Source organism: Amycolatopsis sp. MJM2582 (genome assembly GCF_000754115.1).
In the GTDB taxonomy this organism is placed as follows: domain Bacteria; phylum Actinomycetota; class Actinomycetes; order Mycobacteriales; family Pseudonocardiaceae; genus Amycolatopsis; species Amycolatopsis japonica.
In genome coordinates, this window is sequence record NZ_JPLW01000007.1 from 127,315 (window position 1) to 146,418 (window position 19,104).

Consider the following 19,104-nt stretch of genomic DNA (forward strand, 5'->3'; position numbering starts at 1 on the left):
GTGCCATTAGGAACATCCCGTTCCTAATGGAGGAGCAGCCTGAAGAAATGTTGGAAACCTCGGCAAGATTGCTCCGTTTGCTCTCCCTTCTGCAGACTCCCCGTGACTGGACCGGCACCGAACTGGCGGAACGCCTGGAGGTCAGCGCCCGCACGATCCGCAACGACGTCGAGCGCCTCCGCGCGCTCGGGTACCCGGTGAACGCGACCCGCGGTTCCGTCGGCGGTTACCGGCTCGGCGCGGGGGCCGACCTGCCGCCGTTGCTCCTGGACGACGAGGAGGCCGTCGCGGTCGCCATCGGCCTGCGCACCGCGGCGGGCGGCACCATCGCGGGTGTGGAGGAGACGTCGTTGCGCGCGCTCGCCAAACTGGAGCAGGTGCTGCCGTCCCGGTTGCGCCGCCGCGTGAACGCCTTGCAGGCGTACACGGTCCCGGTGCCGAGGGACGAGCCCGGCCCGCGCGTCACCGCCGAGACGCTCACCGTGCTGACGGCCTGTTGCCGGGATCGCGAGGTGCTGCGGTTCGGCTACCGGACCCATGACGGTTCGGAAACCGTCCGCAAGGTCGAGCCGTATCGCCTGGTGAACTGGGGACGCCGTTGGTACCTCGTCGCCTGGGACCTCGACCGCGGCGACTGGCGCACCTTCCGCGTCGACAGGCTGACCCCGCGCGTCCCCACCGGCCCGCGGTTCACCGCGCGCGAGCTGCCCGAGGACGTCACCGATCGCGTGCGGCGCGGGGTGTCGTCCGCCGCTTGGCGCTACCGGGCCGACGTCACCGTGCACGCGTCCGCCGAAGAGGTGACCGCGCGGATCAATCCGGCCGTCGGGACGGTGGAGGCCGTCGACGCGAACACCTGCGTCCTGCACACCGGCGCGGACAGCATCGAGACGATGGCTGTCCACTTAGGACTCCTCAACGCCCCCTTCCGCGTCACCGAACCCCCGCAATTAGTCGACTACTTGCGCGAGCTCGCCGACCGGTATCGCGACGCCACCCGCATTTAGTCCTCTGAATGCGGGGTTTCAGCGGGCGAAGGTGGTCAGGAACCGGTCCCGGAACGTGTCCATCCGCCACACCGGCGCGTTCCGGTCCGGGTGCAGGCCGTCCTGCCAGTGCCACGCCGCGACCTTGTCGAGCACGGCCTTGTCCCGCGTGACCACGGTGATCGGGACGTCGTGATCCGCGCCCGCACCGGCGACGATCGGGTTCGGCTGGTGGTCGCCCAGGAACACGAGCACGAGATCGTCGTCGCCGTACGTCTCCACGTACGAGATGAGCGAGTTCAGCGAATACGCGATCGAGTCGCCGTACGCGCCGCGCACCTTGGCGGGGTCGGTGAAGACCTCTTCGGGCGTTTTCCCTTGCGAGGGCATGGGATCGTAGATCGATCCGTCGCCGACGGCGGCCCAGTCGACCATGCGGGGCAGCGGCGTCCACGGCCAGTGACTGGTGACGAGGTCGATCTCCGCCATCATCGGCGGTCGGTCCGGCTTCCCGCGTTCGGCCCGCTGGAACGCCGAAAGCGTGAACTGGTCCGGCATCGTGGCGTAGGAGAACTGCGGGCCGTGATAGCCGATGCTTCGCGAGTCGTAGTAGCGGTCGTAGCCGTAGACCTTGCCCTCCGGCCAGTCCTCGGTATGCGCCGGGACGACACCGACGGTCTCCCAGCCCGCGCGTTTGAACGCGCCGCCCAGAGTGAACCGGTCGGTCTTCACGAAGTCGTCGTAGCGGTGCTGGCTGTCGACCCACACCCCGGATTGAAACGTCGAGTGCGCCAGCCAGCTGCCCGCGCTCGTCGTCGGCGACGTCAGGAACGCGCTGCGCGAGCCGTAGCCGGCGTTCTTCAGCCGCGCGGTCCCGGCGTCGAGGACCGCGTCGACCTTGGGGGCGATGTCCGAGTCCTGGACGGCCACCCGGCCGTAGCTTTCGATGAAGGTGAACAGGACGTCCTTGCCGCGCAACGCGTTCAGCAGCCCGGAAGACGGCGTGTCACGGAAGGCGTCGACGGCGACTTCCCCGGCGAAGGCCTGCCTGTCCCGGATTCCGGCCCGAACCTGGCGGAGGTCGTCGTAGGCGAAGGCGACCGCGCTGCGCGAAGCCAGGGGCTGCCCCGGAGCGAGTTGCGCGCCGGAGACCGCGCACACCATCCAGACCACGCTGAGCACGGCCGTCACCCTGGTCGACGCCGTGCGCCGTCCGGCGACCACCCGGCTCAACCGCAGCACGGCCAGCGCCATCAGCACGATCACCACCACCGCGAGCAGCGTCAGCCCGATGAACGACGCGATCGCGCCGGTCCGGCCGATCGACGTGCCGAGCAGGTCGACGCCGTTGCCGAGCACACCCCAGTCGAAAACCGGATTGAACCGCCGGTTCAGCGCGAGCCCGAAACCGATGTCGATGGCCTTGAACACGGTCAGCAGCCCGAGGATCGCGCCGGCGGACACCGCGACGATCCGCCGGGCGCCGTCGCGCAGCATGAGCACCACCGCCACCCCGAGCAGCGCCTCCACCGGCAACCGCACGAACGCCTCGGGTGTCAGCGCGTCGAGGTCGGCCGGCGCGAGCAGCGCGAACAGCACGAGAACGGCGGACAGGGGGGTCACCGCGCTGGACGCGATCTCACGGGCGGCCGTCCGGTCGCCGGGCAGGCCCACGAGGGCGGGGCGCGTGAAAACCGACAAGGCGGGTTCCTTCCGGGTGGAGAAGCCTTCACCGGGTTACACGGACGACGGACCCCGGCGGTTCAGCCCGAGCGCCAGGTGCGCAGCGCCCACCACCAGCCGACGGTGTGCCGCACATGGGTACCGCCGTCGTCGTCCGGCGGATCGAGCGACGCCCCGGTGATCTCGCCGAGCCGGGCGAGCCGGTACCGCACGGTGTTCGCGTGGACGTGCAACGCCGCGGCGGTCTGGTCGAGCCGCCGCCCGTGGTCGAGGTAGGCCAGCGCGGTCGAGACGAGTTGCTCGTGGAAGTCATCGCCCGGCGTCAGCGCGCTCAGCAGGGTGTCACCGAGCAGCGCGGCGAGCCCCGGCTGGGCGGCGAGCGCGGTCTCGACGGCCAGATCGGCCACCGCGTGCAGACCGCGGGATCGCGCGGCCGTCGGCAGGGCCATCACGCACAGCGCGTGCATCCCGCGGATCTCCGCGAGCGGGACGGCGGGGGAGACCACCATCAGGACGTCGTCCCCGAGCGCCGACGGGGTGGGAAGCCGCGGTGCCAGCCCGGTCAGCCGCCCGTCGACCAGGCCGAAGACACCACCCGTCGTGCCGAGCCGTCGCTCGACGACCCGCGCTTGATACGGATCGCCGACGTCGGAGAGCAGACAGTGATAGCGCCCTCCCGGGTTCAGCCCGACGTTCGCGACCTCCTCGGCCGAGGGCGCGGCCGTGTCGCCGCCCAGCAACCGCCGCAGCACCCGGGCCCGGCTGTCGTGCACCGTGCGGGAGAGTTCGAGTTCGGCCTCGTGATAGCCGGCGATGACCTGCCGTTCGAGCGCCCGCGTGTTCCGGTCGAAGTCGACCAGTGCCGCCAGCATGACGTCGTCCGGCACCCCGGCCGCCTTGCCGCGCTCGACGGCGATCTCGACCGCGCGGCTGCGGCCGGCCTGCACCCCGCGCAGCAGCGCGGCGAGCGGGACCCCCTGTGCGGCCCGGTCCGCGCCGAGGACGGCGGCCGCGGCGTAGTCCTGCTCCCCGGTCCCGCCCGGCCGGTCGAACGAGGCGAGCCCGGCGGCGAGCACGATCGCGACATGCCGCCGGTTCTCGTCCACCGGCAGGCTCGCGACTTCCGGCGACTCCGTGCGGGCGGCCCGGACCACTTCGTCGACGACATCGGCGTCGGCGGCCATCGCGGCCAGCACCTCGTGGAGCGACCGGTGCGCCATCGCCACCGCCTTCCCGCGCGGATTGTGCCCGGTGCACAACGAAACCGGCGGTCCTTGGCGACCGTCCCCTACCGAGGGTGTCCGGCCGGTTGGTTTCCTGTGAGCTACCGAAAGGTAACAGGCCCTCGCCGAAAGGTGCGCGTGATGCGGAAACGCCGGCTGCTGAACACCGTCCTCGTGACCTGCCTCGCCGCGGCACTGGGCTCGGCGCCCGCCGCCGCGGCGGAAGACGGCCTGCGGCAGGTGCTGTTCGTGGGCAACAACTGGGAGGGGACCGCGGACGTCATCGCGCCCTCCGGCGACTACGCGAAGATCGCGCGCGTCGACATGGTGCCGGACAAGGCCGAGCGGCTCACCGAGATCTACCTGAACCCGATCAAGCTCGCCTTCTTCCTCGGCATCCGCAACGGCGTCGGCGAGGGACACGACCAGCTCGTCGACGACCTCTACACCACGCCGGACGGCCGCGCGGTGGTCGCGTCCCGCCCGAGTTTCGCCGACGTCGTGTCGATCGACCTCGCCACCGGCCGCGTCAACTGGCGGTTCCCGGTGTCGGGTTTCCGCTCCGACCACATGGCCGTTTCGCCGGACGGCCGCAGCATCGCGGTGTCGGCCTCGACGTCGAACACCGTCCACGTGCTCGACATCGAGACCGGACGGCAGCTCGGCTCGTTCAAGACCGGCGACAAACCGCACGAGAACACCTACACCGACGGCGGCCGCTACCTCTGGAACAGCTCGATCGGCGAGGTCAACACCGCGCTCGACGCGCCGTGGCAGGACTTCACCAAGGGCGACCGTCGGCTCACCGTCGTCGACGCGACCACCTTCAAGCAGGTGAAGGTGATCGACATGCGCGAGCGCTTGGACGCCTTCGGGCGTGGCGATCTCTCCGACGCCGTCCGGCCGGTGGCCTTCACCCCCGACGAGTCGAAGCTGTACTTCCAGGTGTCGTTCTTCAACGGCCTTCTCGAATACGACGTCGCCACCGACCGGATCACGCGGTCGAAGACGCTGCCGAAGAACCCGAACACGAGTGAGGACCGCACCACCTGGGTCAACGACTCGCGGCACCACGGGCTTTCGATGAGCCCGGCGGGTGACAAGCTCTGCGTCGCCGGGACGATGGACGACTACGCGACCATTGTGGACCGCGCCAGCCTGCGGGAGGCGCAGCTCGTGACGGCGGCGAAGCCGTACTGGGCGACCGTGAGCGGTGACGGAAGGCATTGCGTCATCTCGGAAAGCGGCTCGGACCAGGTGACCGCGATCGACTTCGCGACCGGCGCGAAGGTGAAGTCCGTCCCGGTCGGGGACCACCCGCAGCGGATCCGGATCGGCCATGTGCCCGAGGGCTGGGCGGGGCCCGCCGGCCGGTGACCCGCGCCGCTCAGCGCACGATCTTGGCTCCGCTGTGGCACCGTTTCAGGAATGAGTCTGCGTCTGGGGCCCTTGCTGCGGCATGTCGACGAAACGTCGGCGACGGTGTGGGTCGAGACCGGCACAGCCGGTGAGGTCGAGGTGCTCGGCACCACCGCGAGGACGTTCGAGATCAAGGGTCACCACTACGCCCTGCTGGTGCTGACCGGTCTCGAACCCGGCTCGTGCGTCGAATACGAAGTACGCGTCGACGGCGAAAAGGTGTGGCCTCCGGCCGATTCCGAGTTCCCGCCGAGCCGGATCCGGACGCTGCCCGAGGAGGAGTCGAGGGTCCGGCTCGTCTTCGGCTCGTGCCGCAAACCGCACGACGGCGACACCTACGGCCCGGACGCGCTGGCCGCGTACGCCCGCCGGATGGCCGCGGGCGAGGAAACCGAGTGGCCGCAGGCGTTGCTGATGCTGGGCGACCAGGTCTACGCCGACGAGACCACCGACGAGACGCAGGAATGGCTGAAACGGCGCCGGGACACCTCCCGCCCACCGGGTACCGAGGTGATGGACTTCGAGGAATACACCCATCTGTACTTCGAGGCCTGGGGCGAACCGGCGATCCGCTGGCTGCTGTCCACCGTGCCGACGTCGATGATCTTCGACGACCACGACGTCCGCGACGACTGGAACACCTCCCTCGCCTGGCAGCGGCGGATGCGCGCGCAGCCGTGGTGGCGGGAACGGCTGCGCGGCGCGATCATGTCCTACTGGGTCTACCAGCACCTGGGGAATCTCGGCCCCGCGGAACTCGCCGAAGACGCCACCTTCCAGCAGGCGATCGGTTCCGGCGGTGACAACGCCGATCTGCTCTCCGCGTTCGCTGATGAAGCCGACAACGAGCGCGACGGCACCAAAGGCGCGCGGTGGAGCTATCGCCGCGACTTCGGCGGCGTGCGGTTGCTGGTCATCGACAGCCGGGCGGGGCGGATCCTGGCGGGCGGCGCGCGGTCCATGGTCGACGACGACGAATTCGACTGGATCGAGGAGAACGCCGCCGCGCCGTGCGACCACCTGCTGATCGGCTCGTCGCTGCCCTGGCTGCTGCCGCCGGTCATCTCCCACCTGCAGTCGCTGAACGAACGTGCCTGCGACCGTCCCGGATGGCGCGGCAGGCTCGCGGAGAAGATCCGCCAAGCCGCCGACCTCGAACACTGGGCCGCGTTTCGGGCCTCGTTCGAGCGGTTGTCCGCGATGATCGCCCGCGAGGGACGGCGGGACGATCCGCCCGCCACCATCGCGGTGCTTTCGGGCGACGTCCACCACGCCTACATCGCCGAGGCGCACTACCCCGAGCCGGTGACTTCGACCGTCTTCCAGCTCACCTGCTCTCCGGTCCACAACGCCATGCCGCGTTTCCTCCGATGGGCTTTCGCCGGCACGTGGTCGGCCGCGCTGGCGTCCCTCGCGCGCCGCTGGGCCGACCGGGGCGGCGTCGCGCCCGATCCACTGACCTGGACCAAGGTGTCCGGACCGCATTTCGGCAACGTCATCGCCACGGTCGAGACCGAGGGCCGGGCGTGCGTCACGACGATCGAGCAGGCGACCGGCGACGGACTGGTCGAAGTGGCCCGACAGAGGCTTACCCGGGCCGAATAGCCGCTGGGTAATATCGGCCCGTGACAACCTCTGCCGAAACACTCGAGTTCCAGTCGGAGGCACGTCAGCTGCTTCAGCTGATGATCCACTCGATCTACTCGAACAAGGACACCTTCCTGCGGGAACTGGTGTCCAACGCCTCCGACGCACTGGACAAACTCCGCCTCGAAGCGTTCCGCGACAAGGAACTCCAGGCGGACACCGACGATCTCCACATCGAGATCGCGACCGACCCCGAAAACCGCACCCTCACCGTGCGGGACAACGGAATCGGGATGAGCCGGGACGACGTCGTGGCGCTGATCGGCACGATCGCGAAATCCGGCACCGCCGAATTCCTGAAGAAATTGAAGGAGACCAAGGATTCCGCGGCCTCGCAGGATCTGATCGGCCAATTCGGCATCGGCTTCTACGCCAGCTTCATGGTGGCCGACAAGGTCACGCTGCTGACCCGCCGCGCCGGATCGGACGAGGGCGTCCGCTGGGAATCCGAGGGCGAAGGCACGTACACCATCGAGACGGTCCCGGACCTGCCGCAGGGCACGTCGGTCGTCCTGCACCTCAAACCCGAGGACGCCGAAGACCAGCTCTTCGACTACACCTCGGCCACGAAGATCAAGCAGATCGTCAAGAAGTACTCGGACTTCATCACCTGGCCCATCCGGATGACCGAAGGCGAAGAGGTCGTCACGGTCAACTCGATGAAGGCGCTGTGGGCCCGCCCGTCGTCCGACGTCACCGAGGACGAGTACAACGAGTTCTACAAGCACGTCGCGCACGACTGGAACGACCCGCTGGAGACGATCCGGCTCCAGGCCGAGGGCACCTTCGAGTACCAGGCGCTGCTGTTCCTGCCCGGCCACGCGCCGCTCGACCTGTTCATGCGGGAGCGCAAACGCGGTGTCCAGCTGTACGTGAAGCGCGTCTTCATCATGGACGACTGCGAAGCGCTGATGCCGGAGTACCTGCGCTTCGTGAAGGGCGTCGTCGACGCGCAGGACCTCTCGCTCAACGTCTCGCGCGAGATCCTGCAGCAGGACCGGCAGATCCAGCTGATCCGCCGTCGCCTGGTCAAGAAGGTGCTGTCGACGGTCAAGACCCTGATGGCCGACGAGAACCGCTACAAGTACGACACCTTCTGGAAGGAGTTCGGCCGGGCCGTCAAGGAAGGCCTGCTGGACGACCACGAGAACCGCACCGCGATCCTCGACATCTGCTCGTTCGCCTCGACGAACGACCCGGAGAAGCTCACATCGCTGCGTGAGTACGTCGAGCGGATGAAGGACGGCCAGGAGCACATCTACTACCTGACCGGCGAATCGCGGCAGAGCATCGAGAACTCCCCGCATCTGGAAGCCTTCCAGGCCAAGGGTTACGAGGTGCTCGTGCTCACCGACCCGATCGACGAGATGTGGGTCGACGCCGTCTCGGGCTACGAGGAGAAGCAGTTCCAGTCGGTCGCGAAGGGCGAGGTCGAACTCGACTCCGACACCACCGACGAGCAGAAGGAGGAGTTCTCCGGCCTGCTGACCTGGCTGACGACGACGCTGTCGGAGCAGGTCAAGGAGGTCCGGCTCTCGTCGCGGCTGACGACGTCGCCCGCCTGCATCGTCGGCGACACGAACGACGTCACCCCGACGCTGGAGAAGATGTACCGCGCGATGGGCCAGGAACTGCCGCAGATCAAGCGGATCCTGGAACTGAACCCGGGGCACCCGCTGGTGTCCGGGCTGCGGTCCTCGTTCACCGAGAAGGGCGAGTCCGAAGGGCTCGCGGAGACCGCGGAACTGTTGTACGGCATGGCTTTGCTCGCCGAAGGCGGCGAACTGGCCGACCCGGCGCGCTTCACCAAGCTGCTCGCGACGCACCTGCAGAAGACCCTGTAGTCCCGTGGGCTGAAGGGGACTTTCCCCGCATCGGACGCCATGAAGGGCCCCTTCAGCCCAGGAGACCCGAGGAGTAAGTCAAAGGTGACGCGTTGTGTCGCCTGGGGTCCTAGGTGTCCACAGTGGTCACTTTCCGGGCGGCATACGCCTGCTTTGTGCCGGTAAGTCCGGTTTCGCGGGGAGTCGTGAGTGGCAAAGAGGGTTAGAACGACCATTGCCACTCACGACCCCCGCGCAATACTGCGCAAAGTGCCTAAATCGGACGCGTTGACCTCGAAAAGTGACCTTTTTGGACAGTCGTAGGGCTAGGCCTCAGTGGTGAGCCCGCTTGCACCGCCGACTCAAGGTCGACAGCCCGTCCAGAACACGCACCTTCACCGTCACCGGCGTCCTGACGAGGCCCATTACGGCCGGGTCTTCCAGAGCACCAGCACGAAGTACGGCGTCCCGACCATCGCGATGACCAGACCCGCCGGGATCTGGGCGGGCGCGATGACCGTCCGCCCCAGCGTGTCCGCGACGCTCACCAGCAGCGCACCGAGCGCCGCGGCCACCGGGACGATCCGGCCGTGCCGCCCCCCGACCAGCGAGCGCGCCAGATGCGGTGCGACCAGGCCGACGAAGACGACCACGCCGATGGCGGACACCGCGGTGGCCGCCAGGATCCCGGACGCCGCCAGCACCACCAGACGTGACCGTTCGATGCGCATCCCGAGCACGCGCGGGGTGTCCTCGTCGAGGGCGTGCAGGTCGAGTTCGCGGTGCTTGATCCACAGCAACGGCGTCAGCGCGACGAGCGCGAGCGCCACCGGCACGACCTGTTCCAGCGTGCGGCCGTAGGTCGAGCCGGACAGCCAGGTCAGCGCCTTGGCCGAGTTCCACGGGTCGGAGACCACGATCAGCAGCGTGATCAGCGCCATCCCGGCCGACCAGACCGCGATGCCGATGATCACCAGCCGGTCCGAATCGAGTCCCGACCGCCACGCCAGCCCGTAGACCAGCAGGAACACCACGGTCGCGCCGACGCCGGCGGCACCGGCGATCGACCAGGCGCCGACCGCGGGGACGATGGTGATCAGCGTGATCGCGCCGAGTCCGGCGCCCGCGGTGATGCCGAGCAGGCCGGGTTCGGCGAGCGGGTTGCGGCTGACCGACTGGATGCCGCAGCCGGACACGGCCAGCGCGGCACCGGCGAGCAGCGCGGCCAGCACCCGCGGAAGCCGTTGGTCCAGCACGAAGGTGAGCGCGGTCCCGGTGTTGCCGGTGACCCAGTTCGCGAGGTCGCCGAGCAGCACCATGCGGTCGCCCAGCATCAGGCCTGCCACCGGGACGACGGCGAGGAGCGCCACCAGGACGACGGAAATGAGCACGAGCCGCCGGGTCGATCCGGCGACCCCGACCCGCCCGGCCGGAGCGGGACGGCGCGAGCCGCTTCCCCGGCCGCGCCGCGCCAGCCACACCATCACGACGGCGCCGACGATCGTGGTCACCACCCCGGTCGGCACCCGCACGGCGGCGGCCGAACCCATGATCGCCCGCAGGACGACGTCGGCGCCGAGCACCGTGACGACGCCGACCAGTCCGGAAACCGGCAGCAGGGCGCGATGTTTGGCGATCGGCAGCAGCAGTCGCGTGATCACCGGCGCGCTCAGCCCGACGAACCCGACCGGGCCGGCGACGGTCACCGCCGCCGCGGTCAGCGCGACGGTCAGCACGATCGCGGTGACCCTGGTCCGGCGGACGCGCAGGCCGAGCACGGTCGCGTTGTCGTCGCCGAGGGCGAGGATGTCGAGTCTGCCGGCCAACGCGATGAGCGCCGCCACGGCGATCACCACGATCGGCGTCATCTGGCCGGTCGCGCGCAGATCGGCCACCGTCAGCGAACCGCTGCCCCAGGCGAACAACCCGCTCGTCTCCTCCTCGAACAGGAGCAGCAGCAGGACGGTGACCGACTGGAGCGCCAGCAGCATCGCCGAACCGACGAGCACCAGCCGAGGGCTCGCGGCACCGCCGCCCGCGAGACCGAGGACGACGACGGCCGCGGCGAGCCCGCCCACGAACGCGGCCCCGCCCACCGGCACGAGCGGCAGCGAGAGCCCGAACGCGGAGATGGCGACCACGGCGAAATGCGCGCCCGCGTTGACCGCGAGCGTATCCGGCGAGGCGAGCGGATTCCTTGCCACGGACTGCATTCCCGCGCCCGCGACGCCGAGCGCGATCCCGAGCAGCAACGCGGCGAGCAGCCGGGGGACGCGCGCGCCCTCCAGTACCGCGAGGGTCTGCGCGTCGCCCTGGCCGAAGATCGCCTTCACCACGTCCAGCGGACCGGACGTCGAAGTGCCCTGCGTCAGGTGGATGCCGGCGAGGACGGCGATGAGCACCACCAGTCCCGCCGACACCGCGATGGTGCGGGCACGCATCAGGTCGTGACTGCCTTCACGATCTGGTCGGCGGTCAGGGTGATCGACTTCGGTCCGCCGAAGGTCCACGTGCCCGACTCGAGTTTGTGGATCTTCTTCGACACCACGAACGGCAGCCGCTGGTAGACGGCGTTCTGCGCGAGCCCGGTGGTGAAGACGTCCTCTTCGGACGCGCTGTAGAACAGCACGGTCTTCGGGTCGGTGATCGCGGTCAGGCCCTCGACGTCGGTCTGGCCGAGACCCCACTGCGGGTCGACCTTGCCGGTCCAGGCGTTCTTCAGGCCGACGGCCTCGGCGGTGTCGGAGACCAGCGAACCCTTGCCGAACGGGCGGATGCTGACGGTGCTGCCTTCGAGGTAGCCGTCGGCCATCAGGAACGGGGTGCCCGCGGCGCCCTTGGCCTCGACGGCCTTCTTGCCCTCGGCGAGTTTTGCGTCCATTTCGGACAGTTGCCTGTCCGCGTCGGCCTCCTTGCCGACCGTCTTCGCGATCAGCTTGAAGTCCTCGCGCAGACGGTCGAAGTTCCGGCTCGCGTCGCTGGACTTGGTCACCACGACCGGCACGTACTTCTCGATCTGCGGGACCAGGGTCGAGTCGCGCTCGTCGGCGATGATGACGACGTCGGGGTTCAGCCCGACGATCGCGTCGACGCTGGGTTCGTTGCGCTTGCCGACGTCCTTGACCTCGGCGGACAGGGGAGCGGCCTTGTCCCAGACGTTGTAGCCCGCGACGTCCGCGGCGCCGACCGGCATGACACCGAGCGACGCGACCATTTCGGCCTCGCCCCACTCCAGCGCGACGACGCGCTTCGCCGGGGCCTTGAGGGTGACGGCCTTGCCGCGGGCGTCGGTCACGGTGACCGGTCCGCTCGCGGCGGCGGATTCGCCCGGCGCGGCCGCGGTGTTCTCCGTGGTGCCGCAGGCGGAAAGCAGCAGGGCGGTCGCCGCGACGAGGGCGGCGGGGATCGGCAAACGCATGGTTCTTCCTGGATTTCTCAGGCGGGCCTGGGCGAATACCGCCCGAGTGGCCTGCAGTGGATCGCGCCCGTCACCGGGTCGTTCGCGACGTGGACGGTGACGCCGTAGGCCTGGGAGAGGTGTTCGGAGGTGAGCACCTGCCCGATGTCACCCGTGGCCACGATGGTTCCCTCGCTCAGCAGGACGACCTCGTCGGCGATGATCGCCGCGTGGTCGAGGTCGTGCAGCACCACGCCGACCGCGACGCCTTCTCCTGCCAGATCGCGGACGACGTCGAGGATCTCGACCTGATAGCGCAGGTCGAGATGGTTGGTGGGCTCGTCGAGCAGCAGCACGGAGGTCTGCTGGGCGAGACAGGAGGCGAGCCAGACGCGCTGGAGTTCGCCGCCGGAGAGCTCGTCGACCCCGCGTTCGGCCATCGCCGTCACGCCGGTGAGCTCCATCGCGCGGCGGACCGCGGCGGCGCCGTCGACGTCGACCCCGCGCCAGCCGGAGCGGTACGGATACCGGCCGTAGGAGACGACGTCGCGCACGGAGACCCCGCTCGGGGTGGGCCGGTGCTGGGTCAGCAGCGTGACCTGGCGGGCGAATTCCTTGCCGGACAACGCGTTGCCGCCCCAGACGGCGCGTTCTCCGAGCCGGACGCCGCCCTCGCGGGGCTTGTGCAGCCGTGCCAGCGAGCGCAGGAGCGTCGACTTGCCGGAGCCGTTCGGCCCGACCAGCGCGGTCACCGTACCGGCGCGCAGGGACAGGGACACCCCGTCCACCACGGCCCGCTCTTGGTGCGCGAGCACCAGGTCATGGCCGGTGAGCAGCGCGTCTTCCGTAGACATGAGGGGAGCCTAACCTAAGGCGAGGCTCAGCCCCATGTCACGAGAGACACAGAGCGCGGGGTGATTGTCCGGTTACGCGGCCCGTGCCGTTTCCCGCCGCCGCTTGGCCAGCCGCTTCCCGACGATCCCGTGCCGCGGCCCGAACAGGTACACCAGCGTGAACCCGGCGCCCTGCACCAGCACGATCATCCCGCCGGACGCGGTGTCGAGGTGGTAGCTCAGGTACAGCCCGGCCACCGCCGCGAGAACCGAGAACGACGGCGCGATCACGAGCATGCGGCCGAACCGGTCGGTCAGCAGGTACGCCGTCGCGCCGGGGATGATCAGCATCGCCACCACCAGGATCACGCCGACCACCTGCAGTGCCACCACCGCGGTCAGCGCGAGCAGGCCGAGCAGCGCGGCGCCGAGCACCCGCGGGTTGAGGCCGATCGCGTGCGCGTGCGTGGGATCGAAGGCGTACAAGGTGAAATCACGGCGTTTGAGCACGAGCAGGGTGAGCGTGATCGCGCCGAGGACGCCGATCTGGATCAGATCCGAGGTGTCGACGCCGAGCAGGTTGCCGAAGATGATGTGGTTCAGGTCGGTCTGGCTCGGGGTCACCGAGATCAGCACCAGACCGAGCGCGAACAACGTGGTGAACACGATGCCGATCGCGGCGTCCTCCTTGACCCGGCTGGTGTCCCGGACGACGCCGATCAGCGCCACGGCGAGGAAGCCGAACACGACGGCGCCCAGCGCGAAGGGCGCGCCGAGGACGTAGGCGAGCACGACACCGGGCAGCACCGCGTGCGAGACCGCGTCGCCCATCAGCGACCAGCCGATCAGCACCAGCCAGCACGAGAGCACCGCGCAGACCGCGGACGCGATGACCGTGGACGCCAGCGCCCGCACCATGAAGTCGTAGCTCAGCGGTTCGAGGAACAGGTCGTACAGACTCACGCGAGTTCTTCTTCCCGTTGCAGGACATCGAGTCCGAAGGCCAGCGCGAGATTCTCGGGCCGGAGCACCTCACCGGGGGAGCCGTGCGCGAGCACCTTGCGCATCAGCAGGATCGCCTCGTCGGCCAGGCCGGGCAGCGCGTGCAGATCGTGGGTGGAGATCAGGACCGCGGCACCGCCGGCCGCGAGTTCCTTGAGCAGCCGGGTGATCGTGGCCTCGGATCGCTTGTCCACCCCGGCGAACGGCTCGTCCAGCAGCAGGACACGGGCACCCTGGGCGATCCCGCGCGCGACGAACGCGCGTTTGCGCTGCCCGCCGGACAACTGACCGATCTGGCGTCCGGCGAGTTCGGTCAGCTCGACCCGTTCCAGCGCGTGGTCGACGGCTTCGTGGTCGGCGCGGCGCGGGCGGCGCGTGAAGCCGAGCCGCCCGTAGCGGCCGGTCATCACGACGTCCCGCACGGACAGCGGGAACGACCAGTCGACGTCCTCGCTCTGCGGCACGTACCCGATCACGCCGGTCTTGCGGGCGCGGGCGGGGGCGCCGCCGTCGATCGACACCGTGCCGGTGTCCGGCCGGACCATCCCCATGATCGTCTTGAACAGCGTCGACTTGCCGGAGCCGTTCATCCCGACCAGTCCGCACACGCGGCCGTGATCGAGCGTGACGTCGACACCGTCGAGCGCGAGGACGTCTCCGTAGTGGACGGTGACGCCTTCGACGTGGATCGCGGCCGTCACGGCTTCGCCCCGGTGAGCGCGGCGACGATCGTCTTCGAGTCGTGGCGGATGAGGTCGAGGTACGTCGGCACCGGACCTTCCGGCCCGGACAGGGAGTCGACGAAGAGCACGCCGCCGAACGCGGCCCCGGTCGCGGAGACGACCTGCCGCATCGGGGCGTCGGAGACGGTCGACTCGCAGAACACCGCGGGCACCTTGTTCTCCTTGACGAACCCGATCGCGCGGGTGATCTGCTGCGGGGTCGCCTGCTGTTCGGCGTTGACCGCCCAGATGTACCGCTCGGTGAGCCCGGTGTCGCGCGCCAGATAGGAGAAGGCGCCTTCGCAGGTGACCAGCGCGCGCTCGTTCTTCGGCAGTGCGCTCAGCGCGTTCGTCATCTCGTCCTGCACCCCTTGCAATTTCGCCTTGTAGGCGTCGCCGTTGGCCTTGAACACGGCGGCGTCGCCGGAGGAGAGCTCGCTGAACGCCTTCACCATGTTGTCCACGTAGATACCCACATTTTTCGGGGACATCCACGCATGGGGGTTCGGCTTTCCCTGATAGGCGTCTTCGCCGATGGCGATGGGCTGGACGCCTTCGCTGACCACCTTGTGCGGCGCGTCGCTCTCCTTGACGAACCGGGCGAACCACGCCTCCAGGTTCAGCCCGTTGTCGAGGATCAAGTCGGCCTTCGCGGCCTTCTTGATGTCGTCCGGCGTGGGCTCGTAGCCGTGGATCTCCGCGCCGGGTTTGGTGATCGACTCGACCTTCAGCTTGTCGCCCGCGACGTTCGAGGCGATGTCCGCCAGGACCGTGAACGTCGTCAGCACCACGGGCCGCTTGTCGTCCGTGCCGCCGGCGGGCCCGCCGCACGCGGACAGGACGAGTGCGGACGCCGCCAGCGCGCACACGGTCTTGCGCAGATTCGCCATCCCGTGAGTCTAGAGTTCGGTATGCCGAACTTCCAACTCACGTGTGCCTTAAATCTCCGTGGCCGTCCGGTCCCGCTCCCGTACGGACTCCAGCAGTAGCTGGGAAACGTCGCGCACGGTGACGTTCTCGCCACGCTTTTCGCTCTGCCGCTGCACGAGACCGTCGTTCAGCATCACGCGGCAGAACGGGCAGCCGGTGACGATCGTTTCGGCGTCGGTGCCGAGCGCTTCGTCGACGCGTTCGAGGTTGATGCGCTTGCCGATCTGCTCCTCCATCCACATCCGCGCGCCACCGGCGCCGCAGCACAGCGAGCGGTCCGCGTGCCGGGGCATCTCGCTGAGCGTCGCGCCGGTCGCGCCGACGAGTTCGCGCGGCGGCTCGTAGACCTTGTTGTGGCGGCCGAGGTAGCACGGGTCGTGGTAGGTCACCGGGCCGGCGTCGACCGGTTTCACCGGCGTCAGCTTGCCCGCGCGGACGAGCCGGTTCAGCAGCTGAGTGTGGTGCAGGACCTCGTAGTGCCCGTCCAGTTGCGGGTACTCGCGGCCGAGGGTGTTCAGGCAGTGCGGGCAGGTGGTGACGATCTTGCGGGTCCCCGGTTCGCGGCCTTCGAACACCGCGTTCAGCGTCTCGACGGTCTGCTGCGCGAGCATCTGGAAGAGGAATTCGTTGCCGGAGCGGCGCGCCGGGTCGCCGGTGCACGATTCGTCGGTGCCCAGGATCGTGTACTTCACCCCGGCGAGATGCAGGAGTTCCGCCGTGGCGCGGACGGTCTTGCGGGCGTTGTCGTCGAACGCGCCCGCGCATCCGACCCAGTAGACGTACTCGACGTCGTCGGCGAGTTCGCCGTCGAAGACCGGTACCTCGAAGCCGAGGTCCTTCGTCCAGGCGAGGCGGTCGGAGTTGTTCTGCCCCCAGGGATTTCCCTTGGTCTCGAGGTTCTTGAACAGCACGCCGAGCTCGCTCGGGAAGGCCGACTCGATCATCACCTGGTAGCGGCGCATGTCCACGACGTGGTCCACGTGCTCGATGTCGACCGGGCACTGCTCGACGCACGCGCCGCAGGTGGTGCACGACCAGAGGACGTCCGGGTCGATGACCCCGAAGTCCTCCTTGGTACCGACCAGCGGACGCTCTTCGGGGGCTTCCTTCCCGTCCAGGATGTACGGCGCCTTCTCGAAGAGATGGTCTCGCAGATCCATGATCAACAGCTTGGGGGACAACGGTTTCCCGGTGTTCCACGCCGGGCACTGCGACTGGCAGCGGCCGCATTCGGTGCACGTGGCGAAATCGAGCATGCCCTTCCAGGTGAAGTCCTCGATCTTGCCGCGGCCGAACGTGTCGTCTTCGCCCGGATCCTCGAAGTCGATCGGCTTGCCGCCGGATTCCATCGGCAGCAGCGGGCCGAGCGCGTCCGGGAGCCGTTTCGCGGTGACGTTGACCGGCGCCAGGAAGATGTGCAGGTGCTTGGAGTAGAGCACGATCGACAGGAACGCCAGCATCACGCCGATGTGCAGCAGCAGCCCGACGGTTTCCAGCGGCTCGGTGACCGACGTGCCCAGCGGCTCCAGGAGTTCGCCCACGCCGAGGGAGACCCACGCGCCCGACTCGTACGGGAAGACGCCGACCGCCGCCGAAGCGCCGCGGAAGAGGAACATCGTCCAGATCACGTTGAAGATCATGAACAGGATCAGCCAGGCGCCGCCGGTGTGCGAGCCGAAGAACCGCGACGCGCGCTCCTTCCGTTCGGGCGCTTGGCGGATCCGGATGACCGCGAAGACCGCGAGCGAGACGAGCACCGCGACCGCGATGAAATCCTGCAGGAAACCCAGGACCGCCCAGTGCCCGATGAGCGGGATGTGGAAGTCGTGGTCGAACAAGGCGCCGTAAGCCTCGACGTAGACCGAACCGAGGATCACGAAACCCCAGAACGTGAACAGGTGCGCGAGCCCGGGGACGGACCATTTGAGCAGTTTGCGCTGCCCGAAGACCTCGGCCAGATGCGTTTTCGCGCGGACGGCCATGACGTCGGAGCGTTTCTCGTCCGGCTGGCCGGAGCGGATCAGTTTGTAGAGCCAGACGGCGCGACGGGCGGCGAAGGCGAGGCCGGCGACGGTGATGAGCAGACCGAGGATGAGACGAACGAGCACGAGTCCTCCGGGGGAGAATCGGCTCAGTGAGAGCCGGTGTAGTACCGGCACGCCTTGCAGGCGTACCGCATTTTGGCCACTCGCCACCGTTTTCGGTAGGCCTCCAGATGGCCCGGCCGTGGCGGATGCACGCCGAGCCTGCGGTGACGGCGGATCCGCCGTCCCGTTTCGAAGAGTTCGGTCGCCAGGCCGAGATAGGCGCGCCTGAGCGCGACCCCCGGCTCCGCGGCGAGGTTGTCCCGGCAGAATCGGTGCAGCAGCGCGAGATCGGGGAGACCGGGGGAGGTCACGCCGGGGAGGTGTTCGACGACGCCGAGCCCGGGATGTCCGGCGGGCACGGAGAAGCGCGCGGGGAGTCCACAATGGACGCAGGTGAGCGTGCAACTCAGGCACCGGGTGACGTGGCGGATCCGCCGTTCGCGCTGATCCTCGTCGATCGTCTCGCGAACGTGCCAACCCAATGGAGCCTCCCAAGACCGTGGTGTGTCCTGTGTCACTCTCAATACTGGAGAGTAGGGCTCGCCCCGATGGCGCGACAGGTCCAACCGGATGGCTTCCGGGCGGCCGGTCGGCGTAACGCTCCGCTTCCAGGCCAGATCGCATTCAGAGGACTAAATGCGGGGAGGGGGCCGCGCACGCTTCCGCACACCGTGACCCAGTCGTAGCCGAAAACGGCCCGCCCGGCGTCACGCGCTGGTTATAGTCCTGACCCGGGGTAATGGGGGAGGGAACGACGGCGATGGGCGGGTTCGTCACCGCGGCTCTGGGGTTCCCGGCCGTGCTCTTCAGCTTCCTGCTGATCGTGGTGATCGGCTACTGGCTGCTGGCACTGCTCGGCGCGGTCGATGTCGACGACTTCGACGGCGGCGACGGGCTCCTGGCCGGTTTCGGCGGCGTCCCACTGTCCATTTCGCTCTCTTTGCTGATCGCATTCACCTGGTTCGCCAGCCTGGCAGGGACGGTTCTTCTCGATGACCTTGAGCTTTCGACACCATCGAGGATCGGGTTCGGGGTCGGCGTGCTCGCCGTCGCGCTCGTCCTCGGCACACTCGGGACGAGGGTGATCGTGGTGCCACTACGCCGGGTGTTCGGTCCCGCGAGGGAACCGAGCAGGAAGGACTTCGTCGGCAGGGCGGCGGTCATCCGCACCTCGTCGGTCACGCACGACTTCGGGCAGGCCGAAGTCGCCGCCGCCGACGGGTCGACGGCCATTGTGGACGTTCGGCAGGCGGGCCAAGGCAACCTGACGGCGGGCAGCCGCGTGGTTCTCTATGACTACGACTCCGAACGCGAGTTCTTCTGGGTCGAGTCTTTGGACATCTGAAGCAGAA

15 protein-coding genes are annotated in these 19,104 nt (G+C 68.8%); 5 read left to right on the forward strand and 10 right to left on the reverse strand.

What is annotated here, in order from left to right:
• Positions 1-47 precede the first annotated feature (47 nt).
• On the forward strand, positions 48-1,007 hold the full coding sequence (locus ED92_RS35305; protein ID WP_037346923.1) for a YafY family protein: 960 nt from the start codon (positions 48-50) through the stop codon (positions 1,005-1,007).
• Between the two features lie 18 nt (positions 1,008-1,025).
• Here ED92_RS35305 and ED92_RS35310 read toward each other — a convergent pair whose 3' ends face one another.
• Together ED92_RS35310 and ED92_RS35315 are read right to left on the reverse strand one after the other, a co-directional pair.
• Positions 1,026-2,687 (reverse strand): sulfatase-like hydrolase/transferase, encoded by a 1,662-nt coding sequence (locus ED92_RS35310; protein WP_052121081.1) that lies wholly within the window; start codon positions 2,685-2,687, stop codon positions 1,026-1,028.
• Positions 2,688-2,749: 62 nt separating this feature from the next.
• Entirely contained in the window at positions 2,750-3,889 is a 1,140-nt protein-coding gene (locus ED92_RS35315; RefSeq protein WP_037346927.1) for a CdaR family transcriptional regulator, read from the reverse strand.
• Between the two features lie 144 nt (positions 3,890-4,033).
• On the opposite strand from ED92_RS35315, the gene ED92_RS35320 reads away from it, so the two are divergent.
• Genes ED92_RS35320 through htpG form a run of 3 tightly spaced genes read left to right on the forward strand, consistent with a single transcriptional unit; the run spans position 4,034 to position 8,802 of the window.
• Complete coding sequence (locus ED92_RS35320) at positions 4,034-5,269, forward strand: YncE family protein (protein WP_037346138.1); 1,236 nt, start codon at positions 4,034-4,036, stop codon at positions 5,267-5,269.
• Positions 5,270-5,320: 51 nt separating this feature from the next.
• On the forward strand, positions 5,321-6,916 hold the full coding sequence (locus ED92_RS35325; protein ID WP_037346141.1) for an alkaline phosphatase D family protein: 1,596 nt from the start codon (positions 5,321-5,323) through the stop codon (positions 6,914-6,916).
• Positions 6,917-6,936: 20 nt separating this feature from the next.
• A complete protein-coding gene (htpG, locus tag ED92_RS35330; protein ID WP_037346144.1) occupies positions 6,937-8,802 on the forward strand; it encodes a molecular chaperone HtpG in 1,866 nt (621 codons plus the stop codon).
• A 404-nt stretch (positions 8,803-9,206) separates the two neighbouring features.
• Here htpG and ED92_RS35335 read toward each other — a convergent pair whose 3' ends face one another.
• The 8 genes from ED92_RS35335 to ED92_RS35370 all read right to left on the reverse strand — a co-directional run bounded on the left by ED92_RS35335 (position 9,207) and on the right by ED92_RS35370 (position 18,234).
• Positions 9,207-11,222 (reverse strand): iron ABC transporter permease, encoded by a 2,016-nt coding sequence (locus ED92_RS35335; protein ID WP_037346146.1) that lies wholly within the window; start codon positions 11,220-11,222, stop codon positions 9,207-9,209.
• Entirely contained in the window at positions 11,222-12,199 is a 978-nt protein-coding gene (locus tag ED92_RS35340; RefSeq protein WP_037346147.1) for an iron-siderophore ABC transporter substrate-binding protein, read from the reverse strand. The genes ED92_RS35335 and ED92_RS35340 overlap by 1 nt, the downstream gene beginning before the upstream one ends.
• A gap of 17 nt (positions 12,200-12,216) precedes the next feature.
• The gene (locus ED92_RS35345; protein WP_037346149.1) at positions 12,217-13,032 is read right to left on the reverse strand and encodes an ABC transporter ATP-binding protein; all 816 of its coding nucleotides are present in this window, start codon (positions 13,030-13,032) and stop codon (positions 12,217-12,219) included.
• A gap of 72 nt (positions 13,033-13,104) precedes the next feature.
• Positions 13,105-13,974 (reverse strand): metal ABC transporter permease, encoded by an 870-nt coding sequence (locus ED92_RS35350; RefSeq protein WP_037346150.1) that lies wholly within the window; start codon positions 13,972-13,974, stop codon positions 13,105-13,107.
• A complete protein-coding gene (locus ED92_RS35355; RefSeq protein WP_037346151.1) occupies positions 13,971-14,714 on the reverse strand; it encodes a metal ABC transporter ATP-binding protein in 744 nt (247 codons plus the stop codon). The genes ED92_RS35350 and ED92_RS35355 overlap by 4 nt, the downstream gene beginning before the upstream one ends.
• Positions 14,711-15,625, reverse strand: coding sequence for a metal ABC transporter substrate-binding protein (locus tag ED92_RS35360; RefSeq protein WP_037346152.1), 915 nt, complete (start codon positions 15,623-15,625; stop codon positions 14,711-14,713). The genes ED92_RS35355 and ED92_RS35360 overlap by 4 nt, the downstream gene beginning before the upstream one ends.
• A gap of 48 nt (positions 15,626-15,673) precedes the next feature.
• Complete coding sequence (locus ED92_RS35365; protein ID WP_037346153.1) at positions 15,674-17,773, reverse strand: (Fe-S)-binding protein; 2,100 nt, start codon at positions 17,771-17,773, stop codon at positions 15,674-15,676.
• A gap of 23 nt (positions 17,774-17,796) precedes the next feature.
• Positions 17,797-18,234 (reverse strand): hypothetical protein, encoded by a 438-nt coding sequence (locus ED92_RS35370; RefSeq protein ID WP_037346155.1) that lies wholly within the window; start codon positions 18,232-18,234, stop codon positions 17,797-17,799.
• A 278-nt stretch (positions 18,235-18,512) separates the two neighbouring features.
• Between ED92_RS35370 and ED92_RS35375 the strand changes: the two genes are divergently transcribed.
• Entirely contained in the window at positions 18,513-19,097 is a 585-nt protein-coding gene (locus ED92_RS35375) for a hypothetical protein (RefSeq protein ID WP_037346159.1), read from the forward strand.
• The last annotated feature ends 7 nt before the right edge of the window (positions 19,098-19,104 follow it).